Source organism: Arthrobacter globiformis, from assembly GCF_046536215.2.
Taxonomy (GTDB): Bacteria; Actinomycetota; Actinomycetes; order Actinomycetales; family Micrococcaceae; genus Arthrobacter; species Arthrobacter globiformis_E.
The window spans coordinates 4535819-4557799 of record NZ_CM143421.1 but is presented as its reverse complement, the minus strand read 5'-3'; the positions used below and the strand labels follow the sequence as shown (position 1 = coordinate 4557799).

Annotated in this window: 25 protein-coding genes; 12 read left to right on the top strand and 13 right to left on the bottom strand. The window is 63.5% G+C overall.

The annotated features are described in order from the left end of the window. Window positions 1-137: 137 nt before the first annotated feature. The 10 genes from R5O87_RS20720 to R5O87_RS20675 all read left to right on the top strand — a co-directional run bounded on the left by R5O87_RS20720 (window position 138) and on the right by R5O87_RS20675 (window position 8373). On the top strand, window positions 138-377 hold the full coding sequence (locus R5O87_RS20720) for a Flp family type IVb pilin (protein ID WP_410554792.1): 240 nt from the start codon (window positions 138-140) through the stop codon (window positions 375-377). A 52-nt stretch (window positions 378-429) separates the two neighbouring features. Then, entirely contained in the window at window positions 430-690 is a 261-nt protein-coding gene (locus R5O87_RS20715) for a Flp family type IVb pilin (RefSeq protein WP_410554793.1), read from the top strand. Between the two features lie 104 nt (window positions 691-794). Then, complete coding sequence (locus tag R5O87_RS20710; protein WP_410554794.1) at window positions 795-1169, top strand: TadE/TadG family type IV pilus assembly protein; 375 nt, start codon at window positions 795-797, stop codon at window positions 1167-1169. Beyond that, window positions 1157-2176, top strand: a complete 1020-nt coding sequence (locus R5O87_RS20705; protein WP_410554795.1) for a pilus assembly protein TadG-related protein — start codon at window positions 1157-1159, stop codon at window positions 2174-2176. The genes R5O87_RS20710 and R5O87_RS20705 overlap by 13 nt, the downstream gene beginning before the upstream one ends. 50 nt (window positions 2177-2226) lie before the next feature. Next, on the top strand, window positions 2227-3003 hold the full coding sequence (gene cpaB / locus R5O87_RS20700; protein ID WP_410554796.1) for a Flp pilus assembly protein CpaB: 777 nt from the start codon (window positions 2227-2229) through the stop codon (window positions 3001-3003). Next, the gene (locus tag R5O87_RS20695) at window positions 3000-4193 is read left to right on the top strand and encodes an AAA family ATPase (protein ID WP_410554797.1); all 1194 of its coding nucleotides are present in this window, start codon (window positions 3000-3002) and stop codon (window positions 4191-4193) included. The genes cpaB and R5O87_RS20695 overlap by 4 nt, the downstream gene beginning before the upstream one ends. Before the next feature lie 330 nt (window positions 4194-4523). After that, window positions 4524-5978 carry a CpaF family protein gene (locus R5O87_RS20690; RefSeq protein WP_462836448.1) on the top strand — a complete coding sequence of 485 codons (1455 nt, stop codon included), beginning with the start codon at window positions 4524-4526 and terminating at the stop codon, window positions 5976-5978. A 2-nt stretch (window positions 5979-5980) separates the two neighbouring features. Beyond that, the gene (locus R5O87_RS20685; protein ID WP_410554798.1) at window positions 5981-6913 is read left to right on the top strand and encodes a type II secretion system F family protein; all 933 of its coding nucleotides are present in this window, start codon (window positions 5981-5983) and stop codon (window positions 6911-6913) included. 7 nt (window positions 6914-6920) lie between these two features. Beyond that, entirely contained in the window at window positions 6921-7805 is an 885-nt protein-coding gene (locus tag R5O87_RS20680; protein WP_410554799.1) for a type II secretion system F family protein, read from the top strand. Window positions 7806-7911: 106 nt separating this feature from the next. Further along, window positions 7912-8373 carry an Hpt domain-containing protein gene (locus R5O87_RS20675; protein ID WP_410554800.1) on the top strand — a complete coding sequence of 154 codons (462 nt, stop codon included), beginning with the start codon at window positions 7912-7914 and terminating at the stop codon, window positions 8371-8373. A 65-nt stretch (window positions 8374-8438) separates the two neighbouring features. On the opposite strand, the gene R5O87_RS20670 is transcribed toward R5O87_RS20675, so the two are convergent. Next, the gene (locus R5O87_RS20670; protein ID WP_410554801.1) at window positions 8439-9230 is read right to left on the bottom strand and encodes a response regulator transcription factor; all 792 of its coding nucleotides are present in this window, start codon (window positions 9228-9230) and stop codon (window positions 8439-8441) included. 252 nt (window positions 9231-9482) lie between these two features. Between R5O87_RS20670 and R5O87_RS20665 the strand changes: the two genes are divergently transcribed. Together R5O87_RS20665 and R5O87_RS20660 are read left to right on the top strand one after the other, a co-directional pair. Continuing rightward, window positions 9483-11150, top strand: a complete 1668-nt coding sequence (locus R5O87_RS20665; RefSeq protein WP_410554802.1) for a sensor histidine kinase — start codon at window positions 9483-9485, stop codon at window positions 11148-11150. A gap of 128 nt (window positions 11151-11278) precedes the next feature. Further along, complete coding sequence (locus R5O87_RS20660; protein WP_410554803.1) at window positions 11279-13249, top strand: DUF222 domain-containing protein; 1971 nt, start codon at window positions 11279-11281, stop codon at window positions 13247-13249. Window positions 13250-13274: 25 nt separating this feature from the next. On the opposite strand, the gene R5O87_RS20655 is transcribed toward R5O87_RS20660, so the two are convergent. The 12 genes from R5O87_RS20655 to R5O87_RS20600 all read right to left on the bottom strand — a co-directional run bounded on the left by R5O87_RS20655 (window position 13275) and on the right by R5O87_RS20600 (window position 21979). Further along, window positions 13275-13760, bottom strand: coding sequence for a sensor histidine kinase (locus tag R5O87_RS20655; RefSeq protein ID WP_410554804.1), 486 nt, complete (start codon window positions 13758-13760; stop codon window positions 13275-13277). A gap of 96 nt (window positions 13761-13856) precedes the next feature. Beyond that, complete coding sequence (locus tag R5O87_RS20650) at window positions 13857-14756, bottom strand: response regulator transcription factor (protein WP_410554805.1); 900 nt, start codon at window positions 14754-14756, stop codon at window positions 13857-13859. Between the two features lie 131 nt (window positions 14757-14887). Further along, window positions 14888-15778 carry a tRNA pseudouridine(38-40) synthase TruA gene (gene truA, locus R5O87_RS20645; RefSeq protein WP_410554806.1) on the bottom strand — a complete coding sequence of 297 codons (891 nt, stop codon included), beginning with the start codon at window positions 15776-15778 and terminating at the stop codon, window positions 14888-14890. A gap of 31 nt (window positions 15779-15809) precedes the next feature. Then, window positions 15810-16409 carry a 50S ribosomal protein L17 gene (rplQ, locus tag R5O87_RS20640; RefSeq protein WP_410554807.1) on the bottom strand — a complete coding sequence of 200 codons (600 nt, stop codon included), beginning with the start codon at window positions 16407-16409 and terminating at the stop codon, window positions 15810-15812. 77 nt (window positions 16410-16486) lie between these two features. Next, a complete protein-coding gene (locus R5O87_RS20635) occupies window positions 16487-17497 on the bottom strand; it encodes a DNA-directed RNA polymerase subunit alpha (RefSeq protein WP_003803733.1) in 1011 nt (336 codons plus the stop codon). A gap of 131 nt (window positions 17498-17628) precedes the next feature. Next, window positions 17629-18030, bottom strand: a complete 402-nt coding sequence (rpsK, locus tag R5O87_RS20630; RefSeq protein ID WP_003803734.1) for a 30S ribosomal protein S11 — start codon at window positions 18028-18030, stop codon at window positions 17629-17631. A gap of 71 nt (window positions 18031-18101) precedes the next feature. Further along, a complete protein-coding gene (gene rpsM, locus R5O87_RS20625) occupies window positions 18102-18476 on the bottom strand; it encodes a 30S ribosomal protein S13 (protein WP_003803743.1) in 375 nt (124 codons plus the stop codon). A 172-nt stretch (window positions 18477-18648) separates the two neighbouring features. Further along, the gene (gene rpmJ, locus R5O87_RS20620) at window positions 18649-18762 is read right to left on the bottom strand and encodes a 50S ribosomal protein L36 (RefSeq protein ID WP_009358722.1); all 114 of its coding nucleotides are present in this window, start codon (window positions 18760-18762) and stop codon (window positions 18649-18651) included. A 70-nt stretch (window positions 18763-18832) separates the two neighbouring features. After that, window positions 18833-19054 carry a translation initiation factor IF-1 gene (gene infA, locus R5O87_RS20615; RefSeq protein WP_011775571.1) on the bottom strand — a complete coding sequence of 74 codons (222 nt, stop codon included), beginning with the start codon at window positions 19052-19054 and terminating at the stop codon, window positions 18833-18835. A gap of 170 nt (window positions 19055-19224) precedes the next feature. Continuing rightward, on the bottom strand, window positions 19225-20292 hold the full coding sequence (locus R5O87_RS20610) for a P1 family peptidase (RefSeq protein WP_410554808.1): 1068 nt from the start codon (window positions 20290-20292) through the stop codon (window positions 19225-19227). Window positions 20293-20453: 161 nt separating this feature from the next. After that, a complete protein-coding gene (gene map / locus R5O87_RS20605) occupies window positions 20454-21281 on the bottom strand; it encodes a type I methionyl aminopeptidase (RefSeq protein ID WP_410554809.1) in 828 nt (275 codons plus the stop codon). 128 nt (window positions 21282-21409) lie between these two features. Further along, window positions 21410-21979, bottom strand: coding sequence for an adenylate kinase (locus tag R5O87_RS20600; RefSeq protein ID WP_410554932.1), 570 nt, complete (start codon window positions 21977-21979; stop codon window positions 21410-21412). Between the last annotated feature and the right edge of the window lie 2 nt (window positions 21980-21981).

Sequence of the window (21981 nt, the reverse complement as noted above, 5' to 3'; positions counted from 1 at the left end):
AAGCGCAGGAAATGCGCAGTGCGGTAAAGGTTGGCTCAGGAGTCTGCAAAGAACCGCCTTGAGGGGGAATTCCGTTGCTAACTTTTTTTCAGAGCTGGTGATGGACCAGCTTTCCAACACTCGCTCAGGAGTACAAAATGCTTGCTTTCTTCTCTAACGCTGCCGCCAAAGTCCGTCGCGACGAAAAGGGCGCAACCGCCGTTGAATACGGCATCATGGTCGCCCTCATCGCAGTTGTCATCATCGTTGCTGTGACACTGCTCGGGGGCAACATGTACAAGACGTTCGACAGCGTCGCCTGCCAGGTCAAGGGCGGAACCTACACGGCCGCTGCTTCAACGTCTCCCGCAGGAACGGCTGGCACCTGCTCCAAGTAGTCGAGCTCTAACCACTTGGCACACACGTCGTTCACACGCTAAGGAGTATTCGATGCTAGCTCTAGTTTCAAACGCAGCCCGGGTCCGCCGGGAAGAGAAGGGTGCCACTGCCGTCGAATACGGCATTATGGTCGCACTGATTGCAGTTGTCATTATCGTCGCCGTTACCCTTCTGGGCGGCAACCTGACTACCACCTTCGAAAGCATTGCCTGCAGCGTCAAGGGCGGCGCCTACACGGCTGCAGTGAAGGAATCCGGCACCTCTGGCCAGCCGGGATATGTGGCAGCCGCCGCTTCATCCTGCAGCAAGTAATCCTCAATCTGGTAGGGGCGGCGGCAGCGATTCATGTGCCGCCGCCCAACCAATGCGTCCTGACCGACCAATGACTTTCTTCCAAACAGAAGGAGCGACCAGAAATGTCCAGGAAATCCGAACGCGGGGCTGTTGCCGTCGAGTTCGCGATCCTGGCCCCAGTGCTGGTCATGATCCTGCTTGGCATCATGGAATTCGGCCGCGCGTACAACGTGCAAACCACATTGACCAACGCAGCACGCGAGGGCGTACGGTCGATGGCCATCAACAATAGCCAGACCAGCGCAAAGACGGCCGCAAAGAACGCTGCACCTCAGCTGAACCCGACCCTGGCCGATGGCAACATCACTTTCAGTGGCGCCGACTGCACTGTGGGTACACAGATGACAGTCACGGTGAGCTATACCCTCAGCACCTTGACTGGAATCGCCGGTCCGTTTGCTATGACCGGGAAAGGAACCATGCTATGCGGCGGGTAAGGGTTTCCTCTGACACCGAGCGCGGCGGAATCGCCGTCATCGTCGCATTCCTGATGGTGGCTATGCTCGGCTTTGCAGCTCTAGCCATAGACGTCGCCAAGCTTTACTCGGAACGTGCGCAACTCCAGAACGGTGCCGACGCCGCTGCGCTTATGATGGCGCAGAAGTGCGCGAGGAACGATGTCGACGCCGAATGTTCCTCTACTTCCCCGTTGGCTGCCGACCTCGCTAGCAAAAACGCCATCGATGGTTTGAGCAACCTAAAGTCTGTAGCCCTGGACAAAACTAACCGAACCGTGACCGTGACAGCTGGTGCCAAGGAAACAGGCAGTTCGACGAATTCGGTCTCCCTGTTTTTCGCCGGCGTCCTCGGAATCCCCAGCGCGGAAGTAAACGCCAGCTCCAGCGTGAGGTGGGGAAGCCCGGTTGAAGGCACGATAGTCTTCCCGCTCGCCTTCTCGATCTGCCAGGTTTCGGGCATGGTGGACGGCTCGGCGCAGCTACTTCAAAATTTCTCCGCAGACGCCAACCCGGACTGCCCTTTGGGCCCTGCCGGGAAAACGGTACCCGGAGGGTTCGGTTGGACCCTTCAAGGCTCGGGGCAATGCGGTGGCCTCGTGAACCTGGCCATCAACCAAAGCGGTGGCGAAACAGGTAATGACGGACCGTCGAACTGCGATGCCACTTTGAACGGATGGGCAAGTAACCTCAACGCAGGGAAAGAGGTCATCATCTTACTGCCCGTGTATGACGATGTGACGGGAACCGGCGCAGGAGCTCAATATCACCTGAACAGCTTCGCGGCCTTTAGCGTCCAGGGCTGGGCCTTCAGTGGCGCAGACAAGCTGCCCATGGTCTACAACAGCGCCCCAACCTCGAGTCTTAAGTGCCAAGGCAATTGCCGTGGAATCATCGGCAAGTTCGTCAAGTACGTTTCCCTGGCCGATGGTTACAAGCTCGGTCCGGTCAGCCCGAATGGCGCCCTTGTCGTCGAATTGACCAGCTAGTTCGACTGCAGCAGTGCAGTTCGTGAATCTAAAATCCTCAGGAGCAGTTCGTGAAGTCTCGGTTGGTGGCGGGAGCAGCAGCAGTTGTCCTCGCCCTCGTTGGCGCAATGCTGGTTATCAATTACGCCCAGGGCGCGGACCAGCGAGCTGTCCAGGGCCTTGAGCCGGTGGATGTCCTCGTCGTCAAGACGGCCATTCCTGCCGGCACTCCTGTTGAATCCATGTCGGCCTCCCTCACCACCAAACAGGTACCGGAGTCTGCTGTAACCGGGTCTTCTTTGAAATCCCTGGACTCGTTCAAGGGCAAAGTAGCCGGCGTAGACCTAGTCCCCGGCGAGCAGGTGGTGGCTGAGCGTCTAGTCGCGCCGGAAGACGTCAAAGCAGCAGGGTCTGTGAACATACCCGCTGGCCTGCAGGAGGTCTCTTTCAAGCTTGAGCCGGACCGAGTAGTCGGCGGGCGCCTGGCTCCCGGCGACCACGTGGGTGTATTTGTCAACCTCGACAAGGGTGGAGCAGAAGACAAGAGTGACGCCGAAACCACCAAGCTGACGGTCAGCAAGGCTCTCGTAACTGCTGTACAGCGGGCACCCGAGCCGGCCGCCACTGCTCAGCCCGCCCCTACTGCGAGCGCTGATACAAACACGGCTGATCCCCAGGACACGACCCTCCCGACGGGCTCCCTCATGTTGACCGTTGCCGTCAGTGACGTGGACGCGGCCAAGATTGTCTTCGCTGCCGAATACGCCAAAATCTGGCTCAGCAAGGAGCCCACAAATGCCAAGGACAGCGGTCCCCGGATCATTCAGCGAAGTGAGGTGTACAAGTGAGCCGTTTCGTCCTCATCACTCCCAGCGCGGACTTTGACGGCCGCCTGCGCCAGGCCGTGGCCGGCGGCCTCCAGGGCGGCGTTCAAACGTTCTTTACCAACGTCGTCCCTGCGGGTCCGTATGACCTGTTCGCCCAGCTGAACCAGGAGCAGCCCGAGGTCCTCATCCTCGGCCCTGACCTCCCCATCGAAGACGCACTGCGCCTCGCCACAGTGCTCGACGTGCAGGTCCCGAATCTCATGGTTCTTCTGGCAAGCGAACCGGACCCTGCACTGATCCTGCCGGCGATGCGGGCCGGTGTACGGGACGTCCTCAGCCCATCCGCTGATCCGAATCACCTGCGGGTGCTGCTGGAGCGTGCCTGCCAGTCCTTCGCCAGTAGGCACCGAGGGGACCAGCAGGGCTCCATTGAACACCAGAAAGGCGCTGTTATCGGCGTTTTCTCCCCCAAGGGCGGGGTGGGCAAGACCACCGTCGCCACCAACCTCGCTGTTGGGCTGGGCCAGCTGGCTCCCATGAGTGTCGTTCTTGTGGACCTGGACCTGCAGTTCGGCGACGTCGCATCTGGCCTTTACCTGAATCCGGAACACACCGTGACCGATGCCGTCTCTCCGGCTGCTAACCGGGACACCCTGGTGCTGAAGACTTTTCTCACGGTTCATCCCGCCGGTCTTTATGCCTTGTGCGCACCGGCGAGCCCTGTCGAGGCTGACTTCATCACGCCGGACCAGATCACCCGCCTGCTTGAACAGCTGGCCGACGAGTTCCAATACGTCGTTGTGGACACCGCTCCCGGACTTCCGGAAATCGGGCTGGCTGCCATGGAGGCGTGCACGGACCTCGTGTGGGTTAGCGGCATGGACATACCCAGTGTCCGTGGCCTTCGTTCAGGCATGGAAATCCTGAAGCAGTTGGACATTCTGCCGGAAGGCCGCCACGTAGTCCTAAACATGGCTGATCCCAAGTGCGGCCTTAGCGTACAGGATGTCGAGTCCACCATCGGTGTACCTGTCGATGTCAGCGTCCCCCGTTCGCGGACCGTGACTCTATCCACCAACCGAGGCACCCCCGTTCTGCTGGATGCCAAGAAGGACCCAGCGGCCAAAGGTCTCAGCCAGCTCGTAGAACGTGTCAGCTCTTCCAGCCGCACCACCGATCAGAGGAGCAGCCACCGGCGGGTGGTGGTCTAGATGAAGCTCTCCGAACGCATTCAGGTCGCGCAACTGAAGTCTGAAGTTACGGACGACCAGATGTACCTTCCGGACGCCCTGCTGTACGTTCCAGCCGCCCCCGCGCATGCTCCCGTTGCCTCACTCCATGTAGCGGCTGCACCGGCGCACATCGTCTCCGAATCTGAACTAATCCACGATGCCCCGATCCCCGCCCCGGTTGCGGATGCAACATCGACGCCGGCTGCACCGGTGGAGGCTGCTGAGCCTGTTTTCCAGTCACGGGCAGCACGACGGGCAGCGGAAGCAGCTGCCCAAGCACCCAAGCATGAGATTCAGACTGAAGCCTCAATGGCGAAGGCACCGGTTCGCGAAGCCCCGGCGGAGCAAGTCGACTCGGCCAGCCCCGTCCCCTCGGTGCACTCTCTAAGCCGCCGGCAGGCGGCGCACGCGCAGACAGCTCAGCAGACTGGCAACGCCCAGGCTGAACCACCTAAGGCGAAGACCCAGCAGCCGGTAGACGTTTTTGCCGCTATGAAGCAGCGCGCCGCGACGGCCCTGTTTGAACGCATGGGGGCACGCTTCAACGACTCATCGCTTACAGAACAGGAGCTTCGCCGCACCGCGCGCGAAGAGCTCATGCGGATCATCGATACCGAGCAGGTACCGCTGACTGCGGACGAGCGGACTCGGCTGGTGGCAGATGTGGCGGATGACGTGCTCGGCTTCGGCCCGCTCCAGCGGCTGCTTGACGATCCGGCCGTCACGGAAATCATGGTCAACCGGATGGACCAGATCTATGTGGAGCGAAAGGGAACTCTGACGCTGACCGATTCTCGTTTCAGCTCGGAAGAACACCTGCGGAAAGTCATCGAACGCATCGTTTCCAAAGTGGGCCGGCGCATCGATGAATCGTCGCCGCTGGTTGACGCGCGCCTCGAAGACGGATCCCGCGTAAATGCGGTTATCCCTCCGCTCGCCGTCGGCGGTTCATCCCTGACTATCCGTAAGTTCAGCAAAGTGCCGCTGACCGTCCAGAACCTGATCGACTTCGGAACCCTCACACCGGAAATGGCCGAACTGCTCAATGCGTGCGTCAAGGCCAAACTGAATATCATCGTTTCCGGGGGTACAGGTACCGGTAAGACCACGCTGTTGAATGTCCTGTCCTCCTTCCTGCCGGCTGACGAGCGCATCGTGACCATCGAGGACGCGGTGGAGCTTCAGATACAGCAGGAACACGTGGTCCGTCTGGAGAGCCGCCCACCAAACACCGAGGGCAAAGGCGAGGTCACCATCCGCGACCTGCTCCGCAACTCCCTACGTATGCGCCCGGACAGGATCGTGGTGGGCGAGGTCCGTGGCGGTGAATCATTGGACATGCTCCAGGCGATGAACACCGGCCATGATGGCTCACTGTCGACGGTGCACTCCAACTCCCCGCGTGACGCCATAGCCCGGCTGGAGACTCTGGTCCTGATGGCGGGAATGGACTTGCCCCTCCGCGCCATCCGCGAGCAGATCGCCTCTGCAGTGAACCTCATCGTCCAGATCTCGCGTCTCCGGGACGGTTCCAGGCGTATCACTCATGTCACCGAGGTTCAGGGTATGGAAGGCGACATCGTCACTCTCCAGGACGCATTCGTCTTTGACTACTCGGCAGGCGTGGACCAATCTGGAAAGTTCCTCGGCAAACCGGTCCCCACCGGAATCCGTCCCCGCTTTATCGACCGCTTTGAAGACCTTGGAATTCACGTGTCAGCCGGTGTCTTCGGCGCACCCCCAATCAATCCCGAAAGGCGCTAACCATGATTGTCACACTAGGCGTTGTCCTCGTGGTGGCCTCGGTGGTGCTGGGTGGAATGGCAGTGTTGATTCCGCGGACCCCAAGTGTGCCGCTTGACCGACGGCGCCCCTACCGGAGCGAGGCCGACTCCCAACTCACTCGCCTCGCCGGCAATGCTGTTCAGTCCATCGACCGCGTCCTTGCCAAGAGGAACGTCCGCTACTTTAACCGAGAAAGTCTGGAGAACGCCGGTCTCCGGCTCAGCCAGGCGGAGTTCATCCTGCTGATCCTTGTGGGCGCCTTCGTCGGTGCCCTTATCGGTCTCGTCGTTGCCGGACCTCTGCTTGCAATCCTGCTGGTCCTCGCGGCACCGTTCGTAGGACACCTTGTCTTGGGCTTCCTGGCTGGCAAGAGGCGGGCCAAGTTTGACGAGCAGCTGGGCGACACGCTTCAGCTGCTGTCCGGAAGCCTTCGGGCTGGCCACAGCATCCTGCGGGCCATCGACGCCGCCGCCAACGAATCCCAGGCTCCGACATCGGAAGAAATGCGCCGCATTGTCTCCGAGACCAGTCTGGGACGCGACCTGCTCGTGTCGCTCAATGACACTGCAGACCGTATGAAGAACGAGGACTTCGTCTGGATTTCCCAGGCCATCCAGATCAACCGCGAGGTCGGTGGAAACCTGGCGGAGGTACTCGACCAGGTGAATGAAACCATCCGCGAGCGCAGTGAGATCAAGGGCCACATTAAGTCCTTGGCAGCCGAGGGCAAGTTTTCGGCATACATCCTCATGGCCCTGCCCGTAGGCATCGTCGTTATGCTCTCAGTGGTCAACCCGGGGTATATGAACAAGATGTTCAGCAACCCGTTGGGCTGGATAATGATCGTCGCCTCCATCATCCTCATGACCGTCGGTGGCCTGTGGATGCGCAAGATCGTCAACCTAAAGTTCTGAGGCGGCCATGAATCCCCTAATCATCCTTGCTCTGCTCCTGATCTGCCTTCCTCTCGCCTACCTGGTGTGGTCCTTCCTTTCGGTCGATCGGAAGGGGCTGGCCAACACCCGCGAGCTTCTGTCGAGGGGCATCCACCGTGCGGTAGTTGAGAAAAAGTCCCGTAGCGGATTGATCGAAAAGCTCGGCTACCGTCTCACACCCGCCGCCTACGTCCACAAGCTCGACAGGCTGCTTGCCCTAGCCGGACGCCCGGCGTCCATGCCCCTTGGCAGGCTACTGGCCGCGAAACCGGCTTTGGGCCTGATCGGGGGCCTTCTGGGGTTGTACATCAGCTCCATCGGGACAACGCCGATCATCAAGCTCGTGGGCATATTCGTCCTGTTCCTCGGATACTTCGTCCCGGACCTGATGCTCTACAGCAAGGGCCAGGAGCGGCAGAAGGCCATGCAGCTGGAGCTCGCCAACACCTTGGACCAGATGCTGATTTCCGTCGAGGCGGGTCTCGGCTTCGAGGGCGCCATGGCCCGCGCCGGCGAGAACGGCAAGGGACCGCTGGCAGAGGAAATCGTGCGGACGCTGCAGGACATGCAGGTGGGGCGGAGCCGCCGCGAGTCATACATCGCGTTGGCCGAACGGACCAACATTCCGGAACTGCGCAGCTTTGTCCAGGCTGTGGTCCAGGCGGACACCTACGGCATCGCCATCAGCCGCGTACTTCGTGTCCAGGCCAAGGTGATGCGCGTGAAGCGCCGCCAGCGGGCCGAGGAGAAGGCGATGAAGTTGCCGGTGATGATCCTGTTTCCACTGTTGTTCTTCATCTTCCCGGTGCTTTTCATCGCCATTCTCGGCCCGGCCGTCATCAACACCATCGAGACCTTCGCCAACCAGTAAACTGCAAGCTTCCGCAGGGTTAACCCCAACACAAGGTACCCGCAGGGTTTCCACAGGATCCAAGCTCAATCAGGGTTTTCCCAACCTCAGAAAGTAGCCTTAAGTCATGTCCATTTCAGGTTCCGAAGCAGCCGACAGCAGCGCCAACGGCGTCTGCTCCGCGGCTGCTGGCGTCCCTGACGGCGTGGCTCACAACGAATCGGAGAGTGCCGCTTTGCCCGTCCTGGACCTAGACGTACTTCACGAACTCGAAGATGACATGGGCAATACAGGCATTGCTCACAATTTCGCCAGGGACTACATCAAAATCTGGAACAAGCGCCGCACGTACCTCGAAGCGTCTGTCGAGGACGACGACGCCGAGGCCGCCATGGACGCAGTCCTCAGCCTGAAGAACTCTGCCCTGATGGTGGGCGCCGCACGGCTGGCCAAGCTGGCTGTGGACCTGGAGCAGATGGTCAAACGCGGTGACCTGTCCGCAGCACGGCAGTTGCTGCCGTGCGTGGCACTGACCGGTGAGGAAACCGTCAGCGGCCTGAAGCTGGGCTACCTCCCGCCGGAGGTCTGAGCCGCCCGCAAAGCGGCCAGTCGAAACTCAGCCAGCAACCCGCCGTCGGCCTGGACCTATTAGCCCTATTCCGCCCGCTTAGGAGCCAACCGGTACCCGACCCCGCGCACGGTAACAAGCCACCGCGGGTCCTGCGGGTCCTCCCGGAGCTTGCGGCGAAGGTTGCCGATGTGGACTTCAACGGCCCGTTCGTCGGCTTCGCTAATGTAGGTGTCCTCGCGGTAGAACTCCCCGCGCACCACACGAACCAGATCGGCCCGGGTGCGTACCGCGCCCGTTCCCCTCAGGAGCTCGTGCAGCAGGTCGAATTCGCTGCGGGTCAGTCCCAGGGGCGTGCCGCGCAGTGCCACGGTCCGGGTCTCGGTGTCGAGCGCCAGCCCGTTGTGCTGCAGCACGGTCCCACGGCGCGAGCCGGCGGCACCGGCACCCGAAGGCGCACCGGCCCCGGACTCCGCAGCAGAAGAAGCAGGGGCCTCACCGCCGGATACCCGGGGCCGGCGAAGCATGGCCGAGATGCGGGCACGCAGTTCGCGCGGCCGGAAGGGTTTGACGATGTAGTCGTCAGCGCCGCCCTGCAGCGCGGTGATGGTGTCCAGCTCGTCACCGCGGCCGGTGAGCATCACAACGTACGCATCGCTGAACTGCCGAATGCGGCGAAGAACTTCAAAACCATCAATGTCCGGCAGACCGACGTCGAGCGTTATTACGTTTGCCTGGCGCTGCCTCGCCACATCAACCCCGTCACGGCCGGTCCCGGCCGAGTGCACCTCAAAACCAGCCTGCTGCAGAACCGCGTCGAGGAGATTCCGGACATCAACGTCATCCTCGATAACCACGGCAACACCAAGATCGCCCACCACTACCTCATATCCAGGTAAAACCACCGCACAGCCCAGCGCAATGCGGTAAGCGTTACCAGATTACCTACGCTACAACGTAGAAGTGTCCAGAGAGCCAAATTTGGCCATATCTTTTAGACGCGTGCCTGTCAGTAGTGCCGTGCCCTCCAAATACCCAAGAATAAGTGTGCATAATGGGCTTCATGTGTGCGTTTAACGACGAGTGGGCCTGGAATTCGGAAGTGCAGGCGAGTACCAGGCGCAACCGCGTTGGGTGAGCAGGTGCTGGTCCACGACACGGACCGATTCTTCCGCCGGCTGCAGCCCCGCGTCCAGGTGGCGCTCTGCCAACTCCCAGTAACCCTTATTCTTGCCGCGCTGGCAATAGCCGCCCCGGCGGTGTGGCCCACGCTGGTCGAGAGCCCGGTCTTTATCGCCGCCATCATCATGATGGTTGCCACGTTTCTCGGCTGCTTTCTGGTTCCCTGGGAACGGCTGCCGCCCAACGCCTACCTAGTAATTCCAATCCTTGACATGGTGGTCATCGGGCTCGCCCGCAACGGCGCGGTTCCAGCCGTGGCCGGGCTTGGAGTTCTGGCGATATTCCCGGTGATCTGGCTTTCCAGCTCCGACAACTTCCCGCGCACCACCATATTCCTGAGCTTTTTCGGTACCCTCCTCATCGGCATTCCCACGCTGGTGCAAAAGTTTCCCAAGATTTCACCTTCGGATATTGCCACCGCAATTCTGCTGCCGCTTATGATGCTGGCCGTCTCGGTAGCCATCCGGTTTGCCAGCGCCAATGTGCGGCTGCAGCGCCGGCGCCTGGAAATGAAGGACGCCGAACTGCGCGAACTGCTCGTGGAGAGCAGGGACCGCGAACGGCTGCTCAAGACCATCCTGGACACCACCGACGTCGGGATTGTCGCCGTGGATGCCGACGGCCAGAAGGTGCTCGTCAACGACCAGCAGAAGACCTTCCGGCAGGCCGCGGCGCCCGCCGGTATGGAGCAGCCGCTGGAAGCGCAGCAGCTCATGTTCGGCCAGGACCGGGTGACCCCGCTGCCGCTGGACAAGCGCCCAATCCGCCGGGCCGTTGCCGGCGAGACTTTCGCCGACTACTTGGTGTGGCTGGGCGAGGGATCCACGCAGAGGGCCGTCTCAACCGCTGCGCGGATTATTAAGAACGACGACGGCGGGTTCCGTGGGGCGGTCATCGTCTACACCGATGTCACGGGCTTGGTAGAAGCACTGTCCGCCAAGGAGGAACTGATCTCCAACGTCTCGCACGAGTTCCGCAGCCCGCTGATGTCAGTCCTGGGCAATGTGGATCTGGTGCTGGATGACGCGGACGGCCTGTCCCCCGACTCTGTACACCGGCTGGAAGTGGTGCAACGCAATGCCGAACGGCTGCTGTCCCTGGTCTCCGAGCTTCTGGTCTCGGCGTCCGCCGTCCTGGCCGTGCATCCCCGCCGGACCGACCTCGCCGGCCTCATCGAGAACAGCATCGGCTCGGTGCAGGCCCAGGCCGACGCCAGCCACGTCTCCCTCAGTACCGATGTACCGGCGCCGCTGTGGGCCCACGCCGACCCGCTTCGCATCGGCCAGGCCTTGGACAATCTGGTGTCGAACGCCATCAAATACTCTCCCGACGGCGGCAAAGTCACTGTGAGTGCGCGGCGCAGTGACTCCTGGGTGCAGCTGAAGGTCCAGGACACGGGGATGGGCATCAGCGAAGAGGAAACATCGCGTGTCTTCACCCGGTTCTTCCGCACCCAGGCGGCACGACAGGCGGCCATCCCGGGTGTGGGGCTGGGACTGTCCATCACCAAGACCATTGTGGAACGCCACGGCGGTGCCATCTCCTGCGACAGCAAGCCGGGCGCAGGCACCACTTTCACCCTGACGCTGCCGGCCGAAGGATCGCCGGAAGCCTGACTCGGGCTTCCGTCGGCCGCCCGGTTATCCACAACACCCGGTTTTCCTCGGTTTTCCACATGACCCGGTTATCCACATAGGCGCAGGGCGGCGTGGTTCTTGGTCTCCGCCGCTGGCAGGCTGTGGATATGGATAACAGTGCGGCGGCTGCGAAGGCATTGGACGCTATTAGTGCCTCTGCCGCCGCGCTGGCTGCCGAGCTCCGCAGGGCCAGCGATCCAGGCCTGGCGGGCGCGGATCCACTGCAGGATCACACAGACCCGCTGCAGGATCAGGCGGATGCGTTCCTGGGTGGCCTGACCCAAGTGGCCGGAATGGAAGCCAGGATTGCCGCCGCGAAGGTGCACCTTGCCGCCGGCTACGCCGCCACGGACGCCGCCATGGCGCCGCCCGCTGAGAGTGCGTCGGATCCCGTTGTCCGGCAGATGTCCCTGACCGCGGAGGTGGCGTGCGCGCTGACCGTGAGTGAGGGGTCGGCGGCACGGTTCTTGGAGGAATCCGCCAGGCTGAGCAGTGATCTGCCGTTGGCACTTGCCGCGCTGGGGGCAGGAACACTGTCATGGCAGCACGGCCGAATCATGTGCGACGAGACAGAGGGCCTGTCACCCGAAGCCGCGACCGCGTTTGAGGCGCACTTCCTGGACCCGGACACACCCGGGTACGCGCGGGGCTGCCCGGCCGGGGAGCTGACGCCGGCCAGGTTCCGGGCGAAGGCACGGTACTGGCGGGAACGGCACCACCCCGTCAGCATTGAAAAACGCCACCACAAGAGTGTGAAGGACCGGCGGCTGGAATATGCCCCGGACCGGGACGGCATGGCCTGGCTCTCTGCCTATCTGCCCGCGGACCAGGCGGCCGGGATCTGGAACCGCAGCACGGCCGCCGCCCGCGCCGCGCAGTGCCCGACCGAAACCCGCACGCTGACCCAGCTCCGCGTCGACGCGTTCGCCGGCTGGGTGCTCGGCGCAGCTCAGGAAGTCGATGGCAGGGTTGAGGGGGCAGCCACAAGATCCCTGCCCACAGGTTTCCCGCCTGCCGGTTCCGAGACGGGGTCGCCCGTTGGCCCGCCTCCGGTTGCTGATGTTCCGTCCCCGAAGGCGCAGGTCCTGGTCACGGTACCGGTGTTTTCGCTGCTCGGTTTGTCCGAGGAACCGGCCACGCTAGATGGTTACGGGCCGATCCCGCCGTCCATGGCACGCCGGCTCGTCGCCGACGGCGCAACCTCATTCCTCCGCGTGCTCACCGACCCGCGCGACGGTGCACCGCTGGAGATCGGACGCACCAGCTACCGGGTGACCAAACCAATGCGCCAATGGCTGCGGCTCCGCGACGCCAAATGCACATTCCCCACTTGCAACAACCACTCCCTCGACAACGACGCCGACCACATCCTCGCCTGGGCAGACGGCGGCGGCACCGGCGTCGCCAACCTCGGCCAACCCTGCCCCAAACACCACCGCCTCAAACACTCCACGGCGTGGCAGCCGGTCGGCGCCACCCGCGACAATCCACCGGGCTGGATCTCCCCATCGGGTCGTCAATTTCCCGCCGAATACCAGGACTGGGAACCACCCACCTGGCCGGAACTTTCGCCTGGGCAAGAACTGCCCGAGTTCCTAGCCTTGCAGGGCCGGCCGGAACTTCCGCCCGCCCAAGATAGGCCGGTGCCGCAGGACTGGCAGGAATCGCCGTCCGTCGAAGATTGGCGGGAACTGCCGCCAGTCCAGGATTGGCAGGAACTACCACCCGGCCAGGATTGTCAGGAACTGTCACCCGGCCAGGATTGGCGGGAACTACCGACTGGCCAGGACTGGCCCGAACCAGCACCCGGCCAGGATTGGCCGGAGCCACAAGCCTGGCTCCCGCGCGGAGAACGGATGGAACCGCCCGATTCACCCATGGCGCCGGACTGGCCCGACCACTCCCCTGCCGTCGGGGGCTTCGCCAGTCCTGCCGGCGTTATTGGCGCCGAAAGCTATGACGGCTCGGACATATACGACGGCTCTGACAGCTACGACGGCTCCGATGCACTCACGGGCGCGGAACCACCACTGCCAGCAGAGCCTTGCCCGGACTGGACGTCATCCCCGGCGGCGTAGACCAGCGCGCCAATATGGCGGCGTGCTAGTCCAGCGGCAGAGTAACGGTGACGGACGTTCCCGACGAGGGAGCCGACTCGACTGCCATCTGGCCGCCCGCGGATGTCACAGCCAGCCGCATAAGCCGCAGTCCCATGCCCGCATGCCTGCCGTGGGTGGCGGCCTCAACGTCGAAGCCTCCGCCGTTGTCGGTCACTCGGAGCTGGATGGCATGGTTGTCCCCGGAACGGCAGACACAGCACAGCCGGACAGTCACAGAGGAGGCCTCGGCATATTTATGGATGTTGCTCAGGAGCTCCTGCGCCGCCCGGTAGAGGAGCGTTGCGGACTTCCTGTCCACTTCCATTCCATGGTGGGGCGCCTCGAGGTGCACGGTGATCCCGCGTTCGCGCAGCGGGATGGCCAAACGGTCAATCGCCCCCGCGACGCCAAGCGCATAGAAATCAACCGGATGCGTATCCGTAAGGACGCCACGGACTGCGACTACATCGTCGCTTGTTAGTGATTTCATGCTCCAACTGTGCGCCCGCCGCCTTGTTATTTTCTTGTAACTTTCCGGCGTGTCCCCCGTTTGCAGGGGCGCATCAGAGGCGTGCCCTGCCGGATCTTACGCCAGGGTGTAGCCGGCCCCGCGGACGGTCTTCAGCCAGCGCGGTTTCCTCGCGTCGTCCCCCAGCTTTCGGCGCAGATTGCCGATGTGGGTTTCGATGATCCGGCCGGGGTCGCCACCACCGGCCGCGCCGCCATCCGGGCCTGAGTCCCGCTTCACGAGACCCAAAAGACCCACGAGCTCGGCCTTGGTGACCACGCCGCTGCCGCGCTGCAGCAGGATACGCAGGAGGTCGAACTCGGTGCGGGTCAGCTGCAGGGCACGTCCTCCAATGGTGGCTGCCCGCGCCGCGCAGTCGAGCTCCAAACCCTTGTGCTCGTAGCTGTTCTCGTAACCCCGGGCCGCCGTGAGGTCCGGGCCTGCGGCTAGGTCCCGGCCTGCGGCGAGGTCGTGAGCGGCTGGCGGAACCTGCGCCAACGCGGACGCCTTAACCGGCCGCAGGTTGCGCACCGGCCGGACAGAGCCCCGCAGGCGCGGCGATACCAGCGGCGGTTCCCGCGGCGTCACGATCGGCGGGACAGTCAGCTGCCGTGGACGGCGCAGCATGCCGTCGACTCGGGCCCGGAACTCCCGTGGCCGGATGGGCTTGACCATGTAGTCGTCAGCCCCCGCGTCCAACGCCCTCAACGTAGTCCGAAGGTCGCTCCGCGCCGTAACGATCAGGACGTACGTGTGGCTGAACTCGCGGATCCGGCGCAGCACGTCGTAGCCATCCGTGTCCGGAAGCGCCAGGTCCAGCGTGACAGTATCCGGCTGCTTGGCACGAACAAGCGCAGCCCCGGATTCGCCGGTGGCGGCGCAGTGCACCTCGAACCCGGCCTCCACGAGTGTGGCCCGCAACAGCGACCGGACTTCCTCATCCCTGTCGATGACGACAACGACGCGACGATCATTCATCCCTTACCCCCTGTAAGGACCGCATGATTAAAGACTGCGTCTCAGCCTACTAGCCGTGTGCCCGGAAATGAGGCACCACCCTCACACCGCGCAACACAGCATCCCGGGAGGCAGAGTCACACGGCAGGATCTTACTCCCGCAACGCCCGCGTGAGCTCGGCCCGGGCCAGCAGTTCGCCGTCGGAGGGGTACGCCACTTCCTCGAACACCAGGGGGTGAGGCGCCGCCAGCACGGACCTCGCGTCGCGCTTCCGTGCGAGCAGGCGCTCGTGCAGCCACTCCGGACGCTCCTGCCCCTCCCCCACATACAGCGCAGACCCCACCAGGGCGCGCACCATGTTGTGGCAGAAGGCGTCGGCCTGGACGGTGGCAACAATGACGCCGTCCTGCCCGCGGGAAAACTCGAAACGCTGCAGCTCGCGGACGGTCGTGGAGCCCTCACGCGGCTTGCAGAAGGACAAGAAGTTGTGCAGGCCCAGCAGCTGCGCCGAACCTTCGTTCAGCAGGTCCACGTCCAGGGGCGCCTTGTGCCAGAGGGTGTTGTATCGGCTGAGCGGATCCCACTTCTCCGGCCCGTCCGCAATGCGGTAGCTGTAGCGGCGCCACAGCGCCGAGAACCTGGCGTCAAAGCCTTCCGGGGCCACCGCCGCGTGATGCACCACGATCGCGCCGGTCTGGTCCCCCAGCCCGCGGCTGAGCGTGCCGCGAAGGCGGCGCAGAAGTGCGACGGCGGGATCAACGGCCGCGCCGCGGCTCAGCCCCAGCCACTCGGCTTCCGTGAGGTCGAGGTGGACCACCTGGCCGCGGGCGTGCACCCCGGCGTCGGTCCGACCGGCGACCGTGACCCGAACCGGACGGCGGAGCAGCAGCTCCAGCGCGCCTTCCAGAACTCCCTGAACGGTGCGCAAGCCTGGCTGCACTGCCCACCCGCTGAACGGGCCGCCGTCGTACGCCAGATCGAGCCGGATACGCAAAAACCCGCCGCCCCCCAGATCGGGAGCAGCGGGTTTTTGGTGGGTCATAGACTCAAGTCTATGCGAAGGATTTAGCGAATTACTTCGCGTCCTTGGCCTCGTCGGCAGCAGCCTCGTCAGCGGCAGCTTCCTCGGCCGGAGCCTCTTCAGCAGCAGCCTCTTCGGCCGGAGCTTCCTCAGCAGCGGCTTCCTCAGCGGCCGGAACCTCTTCGGTTGCAGCTTCGGTCTCGGCGACCTCTGCCTCGGGAGCTTCCTCTGCAGCCGGAGCAGCAGCGGCAGCGGCCTGGGTAGCCTCGGCTACAACAGCCTGCTTGGCGGAAACCGGCTCGAGAACCAGCTCGATGACAGCCATGGGAGCGTTGTCGCCCTTACGGTTGCCGATCTTGGTGATGCGGGTGTAGCCGCCGTTGCGGTTCTCCACAGCCTGGGCGATATCGGTGAACAGCTCGTGGACGACGCCCTTGTTGCTGATCAGGCCGAGAACGCGGCGGCGGGAAGCGAGGTCGCCACGCTTGGCGAAGGTGACCAGGCGCTCTGCGTACGGCTTCAGGCGCTTGGCCTTGGTGACCGTGGTGGTGATCCGCTTGTGCTCGAACAGTGCGGAAGCCAGGTTCGCGAGCATGAGACGCTCGTGAGCCGGGCCGCCTCCGAGGCGCGGACCCTTAGTGGGGGTAGGCATAATTGTTTCTCCTCATATGGAAGCCGGGAGGCTGGGCACAACGTGGTGCGGCCAGCCCCTCGGCCAAGATCTGCTTGTTAGAGCTCGTCGTCGCTGAACGCGGCGTCGTCCTCTTCGATGGCTGCGGCGCGGGCTGCCAGGTCGAAACCGGGAGGGGAGTCCTTCAGGGACAGACCCAGTTCAACCAGCTTTGCCTTGACCTCATCGATGGACTTCGCACCGAAGTTACGGATGTCCATCAGGTCAGCCTCGGAGCGGGCAACGAGTTCACCCACGGTGTGGATGCCCTCACGCTTGAGGCAGTTGTAGGAACGGACGGTGAGGTCCAGATCCTCGATCGGCAGAGCCATGTCTGCTGCCAGGGCAGCATCCGTCGGCGACGGGCCAATCTCGATACCCTCAGCTGCGGTGTTCAGCTCGCGGGCCAGACCGAACAGTTCCACCAGGGTCGTGCCAGCGGAAGCAACGGCATCGCGCGGGGCGATGGCCTGCTTGGTCTCGACGTCGACAATGAGCTTGTCGAAGTCGGTGCGCTGCTCAACACGGGTGGCTTCCACGCGGAAAGTAACCTTCAGCACCGGCGAGTAGATGGAGTCAACCGGAATGCGGCCGATCTCTGCGTCGCCGGACTTGTTCTGAGCTGCCGAAACGTAGCCGCGGCCGCGCTCGATGGTCAGTTCGAGTTCGAACTTGCCCTTCGAGTTCAGCGTGGCAATGTGCAGATCCGGGTTGTGGAACTCGACGCCGGCCGGCGGAGCGATGTCCGCGGCGGTGACGACTCCGGGGCCCTGCTTGCGCAGGTAAGCAACAACCGGCTCGTCGTGCTCGGAGGACACGGACAGGTTCTTGATGTTGAGGATGATCTCGGTGACATCTTCCTTGACACCCGGAACCGTCGTGAATTCGTGCAGCACGCCATCGATCCGGATGCTGGTTACAGCGGCACCGGGGATGGAGGAGAGCAGGGTACGGCGGAGGGAGTTTCCGAGGGTGTAACCGAAGCCCGGCTCCAGCGGTTCAATGATGAAACGGGAGCGGTTTTCGGAGACGACCTCTTCGGAGAGGGTGGGGCGCTGTGCAATGAGCACTTAGGTTTCCTTTCGGCGAGCATCCGCTATATGACGCAACACAGGTGGTGGAAAATCGGTCTGAGGACTTAACGCGCTGGGCTTGCCCGGACCCGAAACGGGTCCGGGCAAGCTCCGGTGCACGGAAGTACTTAGACGCGGCGGCGCTTCGGCGGACGGCAGCCGTTGTGCGCGGCGGGGGTGACGTCCTGGATGGAGCCAACCTCGAGGCCGGCAGCCTGCAGCGAACGGATGGCGGTTTCGCGTCCGGAACCCGGTCCCTTGACGAACACGTCAACCTTCTTCAGGCCGTGCTCCTGTGCACGCTTGGCGGCGGCTTCGGCAGCCATCTGCGCAGCGAACGGGGTGGACTTACGCGAGCCCTTGAATCCAACCTCACCGGCGGAAGCCCAGGAGATCACAGCACCGGTCGGGTCCGTGATGGACACGATGGTGTTGTTGAACGTGCTCTTGATGTGCGCCTGGCCAAGCGCGATATTCTTCTTGTCCTTCTTACGCGGCTTGCGAACCGCGCCACGAGTCTTCGGGGGCATTTCTTCTCCTACAGAAAGTTATTTGGGGGAAGGCCGTGCTGATCCCACATTTGCCGTCAGGCAAATGGGGTTTAGCGGGCCTTCTTCTTGCCGGCGACGGTACGCTTCGGGCCCTTGCGGGTACGAGCGTTGGTCTTCGTACGCTGACCGCGTACGGGCAGGCCCTTGCGGTGACGCAGGCCTTCGTAGCTGCCGATTTCAACCTTGCGGCGGATATCTGCTGCCACTTCGCGGCGAAGGTCACCCTCAACCTTGTAGTTGCCTTCAATGTAGTCACGCAGCTCTACCAGCTGCGCGTCCGTCAGGTCCTTGACCCGAACGTCAGCGCTGATGCCGGTGGCAGCCAGGGTTTCGTGTGCACGGGTCTTGCCCACGCCGTAGATGTAAGTAAGCGCAATTTCCAGCCGCTTTTCGCGGGGAATGTCTACGCCAGCGAGACGAGCCATAGTGGCGGTACTCCTTGAATAAACCGGAGGTCGTAGGCAGTACACCCGCACTTTCAGTGCGGCCCCAGCCTCCGACCGGGGGTTAGCTGTCCGGGCCCATACGTCCCAGTTCAGCTTGTGCTGCCTTTATTTACTTGCGTGGGTTAGCAACCCAGGGATTCCCCGAGGGGAATTAGCCCTGGCGCTGCTTGTGGCGCGGGTTCTCGCAGATCACCATGACCCGGCCGTTACGGCGGATCACTTTGCACTTTTCGCAGATCTGCTTGACGCTCGGCTTGACCTTCATGGCGTTCCTTTGCGTGATAGCAGTTGGGCCGATGGACCGGCCTTAGGCAAATGCCTTGGCCGCCCAACGTTTACTTGTAGCGGTAGACGATACGACCACGTGTCAGGTCGTAAGGGCTCAGCTCCACCACTACGCGGTCCTCAGGGAGAATCCTGATGTAGTGCTGGCGCATCTTTCCAGAGATGTGTGCCAGGACGACGTGCTTGTTGGTGAGCTCAACACGAAACATCGCGTTGGGCAGCGCCTCAGTCACTACGCCCTCGATCTCAATGACCCCGTCCTTCTTGGCCATATCCTCCGCTAACTGTTGTTTGCCACAGACCTCCGGCTGGCGCCGGGCATGACTGCGGACGTTTTTGATTTGATTGACCGTCGCCCTCCGGCCCGCAAATGGGCGTGGCAGGGCAGACAACCAACATGCAACTCTACGGCATTAGGACCGGAAAGTTAAATCCAGCCATGTTAGCGCACATTGCCCGGGTATGCACCAAATTCGCCCGCGGGAGTTGTTACCGGCCTGGCGCTGCTGACCCCGTCCAGGATGGCCAAGCGTACGACGTCGGCTGCCGCACTCTGCAGGGTAATGAGGCTTATCTGCCGGGCAGCTTCCGTGCTCCTGTCCAGCTCCTGGCCTCCGGTGGCGAGGCAGAACACGGTGTCCCCGTCAGCCAAAGTGTGGCTCGGGTTCAGTGCCCGCGCCAGCCCCGCGTGGGCGGCCGAGGCGGTCCGCTTGCACTCGGCAACGTCCAGCGCCGCATTCGTGGCGACGACGACGAGCGTGGTGTTGAGGGCTGGAGGAGCATCCCGCTGATTGAGGTTATCTTCCCGCTGATTGAGCTTGCCGAAATCACGGGGGCCGTCCTCCGCAGCGCCGTTCTCGACAGGCTCTACCAGCGAACTGGCAAGCTCAACCACCGAACCCAGCGGCAGGCCGAGCGCATTCACGACTGCCAGCGCCCCGACCACAACGCCGTTGTCCAGGGTGACTGACGCCGTCCCCACTCCCCCTTTGAACTTCCCCCGTCCAATCACGGCCCCGGTGCCGGCACCCACATTGCCGCGGTCGACGTCGTGCCCTTCCGATTGCGCGCCGGCCGCTACTGCCGCCGCATAGCCCATGGACTCATCCGGGCGGGCGCTGAAGTCGCCGCCGCGGCCGAGGTCGAAGATCGCGGCGGCCGGAACGATGGGCACCACTCCCCCCATCACAGCGAAGCCGCGGCCCTGCTCCTCACACCAGCGCTGGGCGCCGTGGGCGGTAACCAGGCCGTAGGCGCTGCCGCCGGTAAGCACCACGGCGTCCACGGTGCGTACCAGGGTGGTGGGATCGAGCGCATCGGTCTCGTGGGTTCCGGGTCCTCCTCCGCGGACGTCCACCGAACCGACTGTCCCCGCAGGGGGCAGGACCACGGTCACCCCGCTCAGCCACCCGCCGTCGGACTTCTGCTGGTGCCCCACCCGCATGCCCGGCACATCGGTGATCTTTCCCTGCGCCCCGGCTGCTTTGTTGGCTCCGTCGCTCGCTCCCATGGCTCCCATTCTGCCCCGGGAGTTGACCTGGCGACGAGGTGACCCGGCAACGAGGTGACCTGGCGACGCAGAAAGATCCCCATGACGCGCAAAATCCCTGGCGATACCGGAATTCCAGTGTCGCCAGGGATTTTGCGTGTCGCCCAGCTAGATGCGTGTCCTCAGGGGATCGGGACCGGCACCACGCCGAGGGGCGCTAGGCGGGCTGCGCCGCCGTCGGGCGACGACAGCACCCAGATGCCCTTCTCGTGGACAGCCACGGAGTGCTCCCACTGGCACGAGCGCTTGCCGTCCGTGGTGACCACTGTCCAGTCGTCCTCCAGCACGGCGGTCTCGATGCCGCCGCGCACCAGCATGGGCTCGATGGCGAGGCACAGGCCGGGACGGATCTTCGGGCCGCGGTGGCTGGTGCGGTAGTTCAGCACGTCGGGGGCCATGTGCATCTCGGAGCCGATGCCGTGGCCCACGTAATCCTCGAGGATACCCAGGGGCTTGCCGGGCACAGAGGAGACATAGTCGTCTATGGCTGCACCGATGTCGCCCACGAACTTGCCCTTGGCCAGGCCGGCGATGCCGTGCCACATGGCCGTCTCGGTGACGTCGGAGAGGCGCTGGTCCTCCGGGTCCGGCGTTCCCACGATAACGGTCCGCGCCGAGTCCGAGTGCCAGCCGTTGACGATGCAGCCGCCGTCGATGGAGATGATGTCCCCGTCCTGCAGGACCTTGCCGCCCGGGATGCCGTGGACCACTTCCTCGTTGACGGACGTGCAGATGGTGGCGGGGAAGCCGTGGTAGCCCAGGAAGTTGGACTTGGCGCCGGCTTCCAGCAGCACGGCGGCGAAGACCTCGTCCAGGTGCTTGGTGGTGACGCCCGGGGCTGCCGCGGCCACGGCCGCGTCAAGGGCACGGCTCAGGACGAGCCCGGCCTCGTGCATGGTCCGCATCTGGGCGTTGGTCTTGTATTCAATCCGTGGCTGGCCGAATGCCATCAGCGGTGTTTCCTCTCAGTGTGCCCCTGCCCGCCAGGTTTCCGGATGTGGAACCGGACGGCCCGGGGCTAAAAGCCGGAGGCCCCTCCCCATGGTCCGGGAGGAGCCTCGCAGCGTTGGAACTAATTTCAGGCGGCCTGCGCCTCTTTGATGGCCTGCATGACGCGGTCGGTGACCTCGTCGATCTGGCCGATGCCGTCAACCTGGGTCAGGATGCCGCGCTCGGCATACTTGGCCACAACAGCCTCGGTCTGCTCGTGGTACAGGTCCAGGCGGTGGCGGATGACGGCTTCGTTGTCGTCACTGCGTCCGGTTTCCTTCGCGCGGCCCAGCAGGCGGTGCACGAGCTCCTCGTCGTCGGCGGTGAGCTGCAGGACGACGTCCAGCTTCTGGTCGCCGTCGGCCAGGATCTGGTCCAGGTAGTCAACCTGGGCGGTGGTGCGGGGGTAGCCGTCCAACAGGAAGCCGTCCTCGACGTCACCTTCGCTGAGACGGTCGCGGACCATCTTGTTGGTCACGCTGTCCGGCACGAAATCGCCGTTGTCCATGTACTTCTTGGCCTCAACGCCGAGCGGCGTCTCACCCTTGACGTTGGCGCGGAAGATGTCGCCGGTGGAGATCGCAACAACGCCGAGGCGTTCCGAGATGCGTTCCGCCTGCGTGCCCTTGCCCGAACCCGGTGGTCCGATAATCAACATTC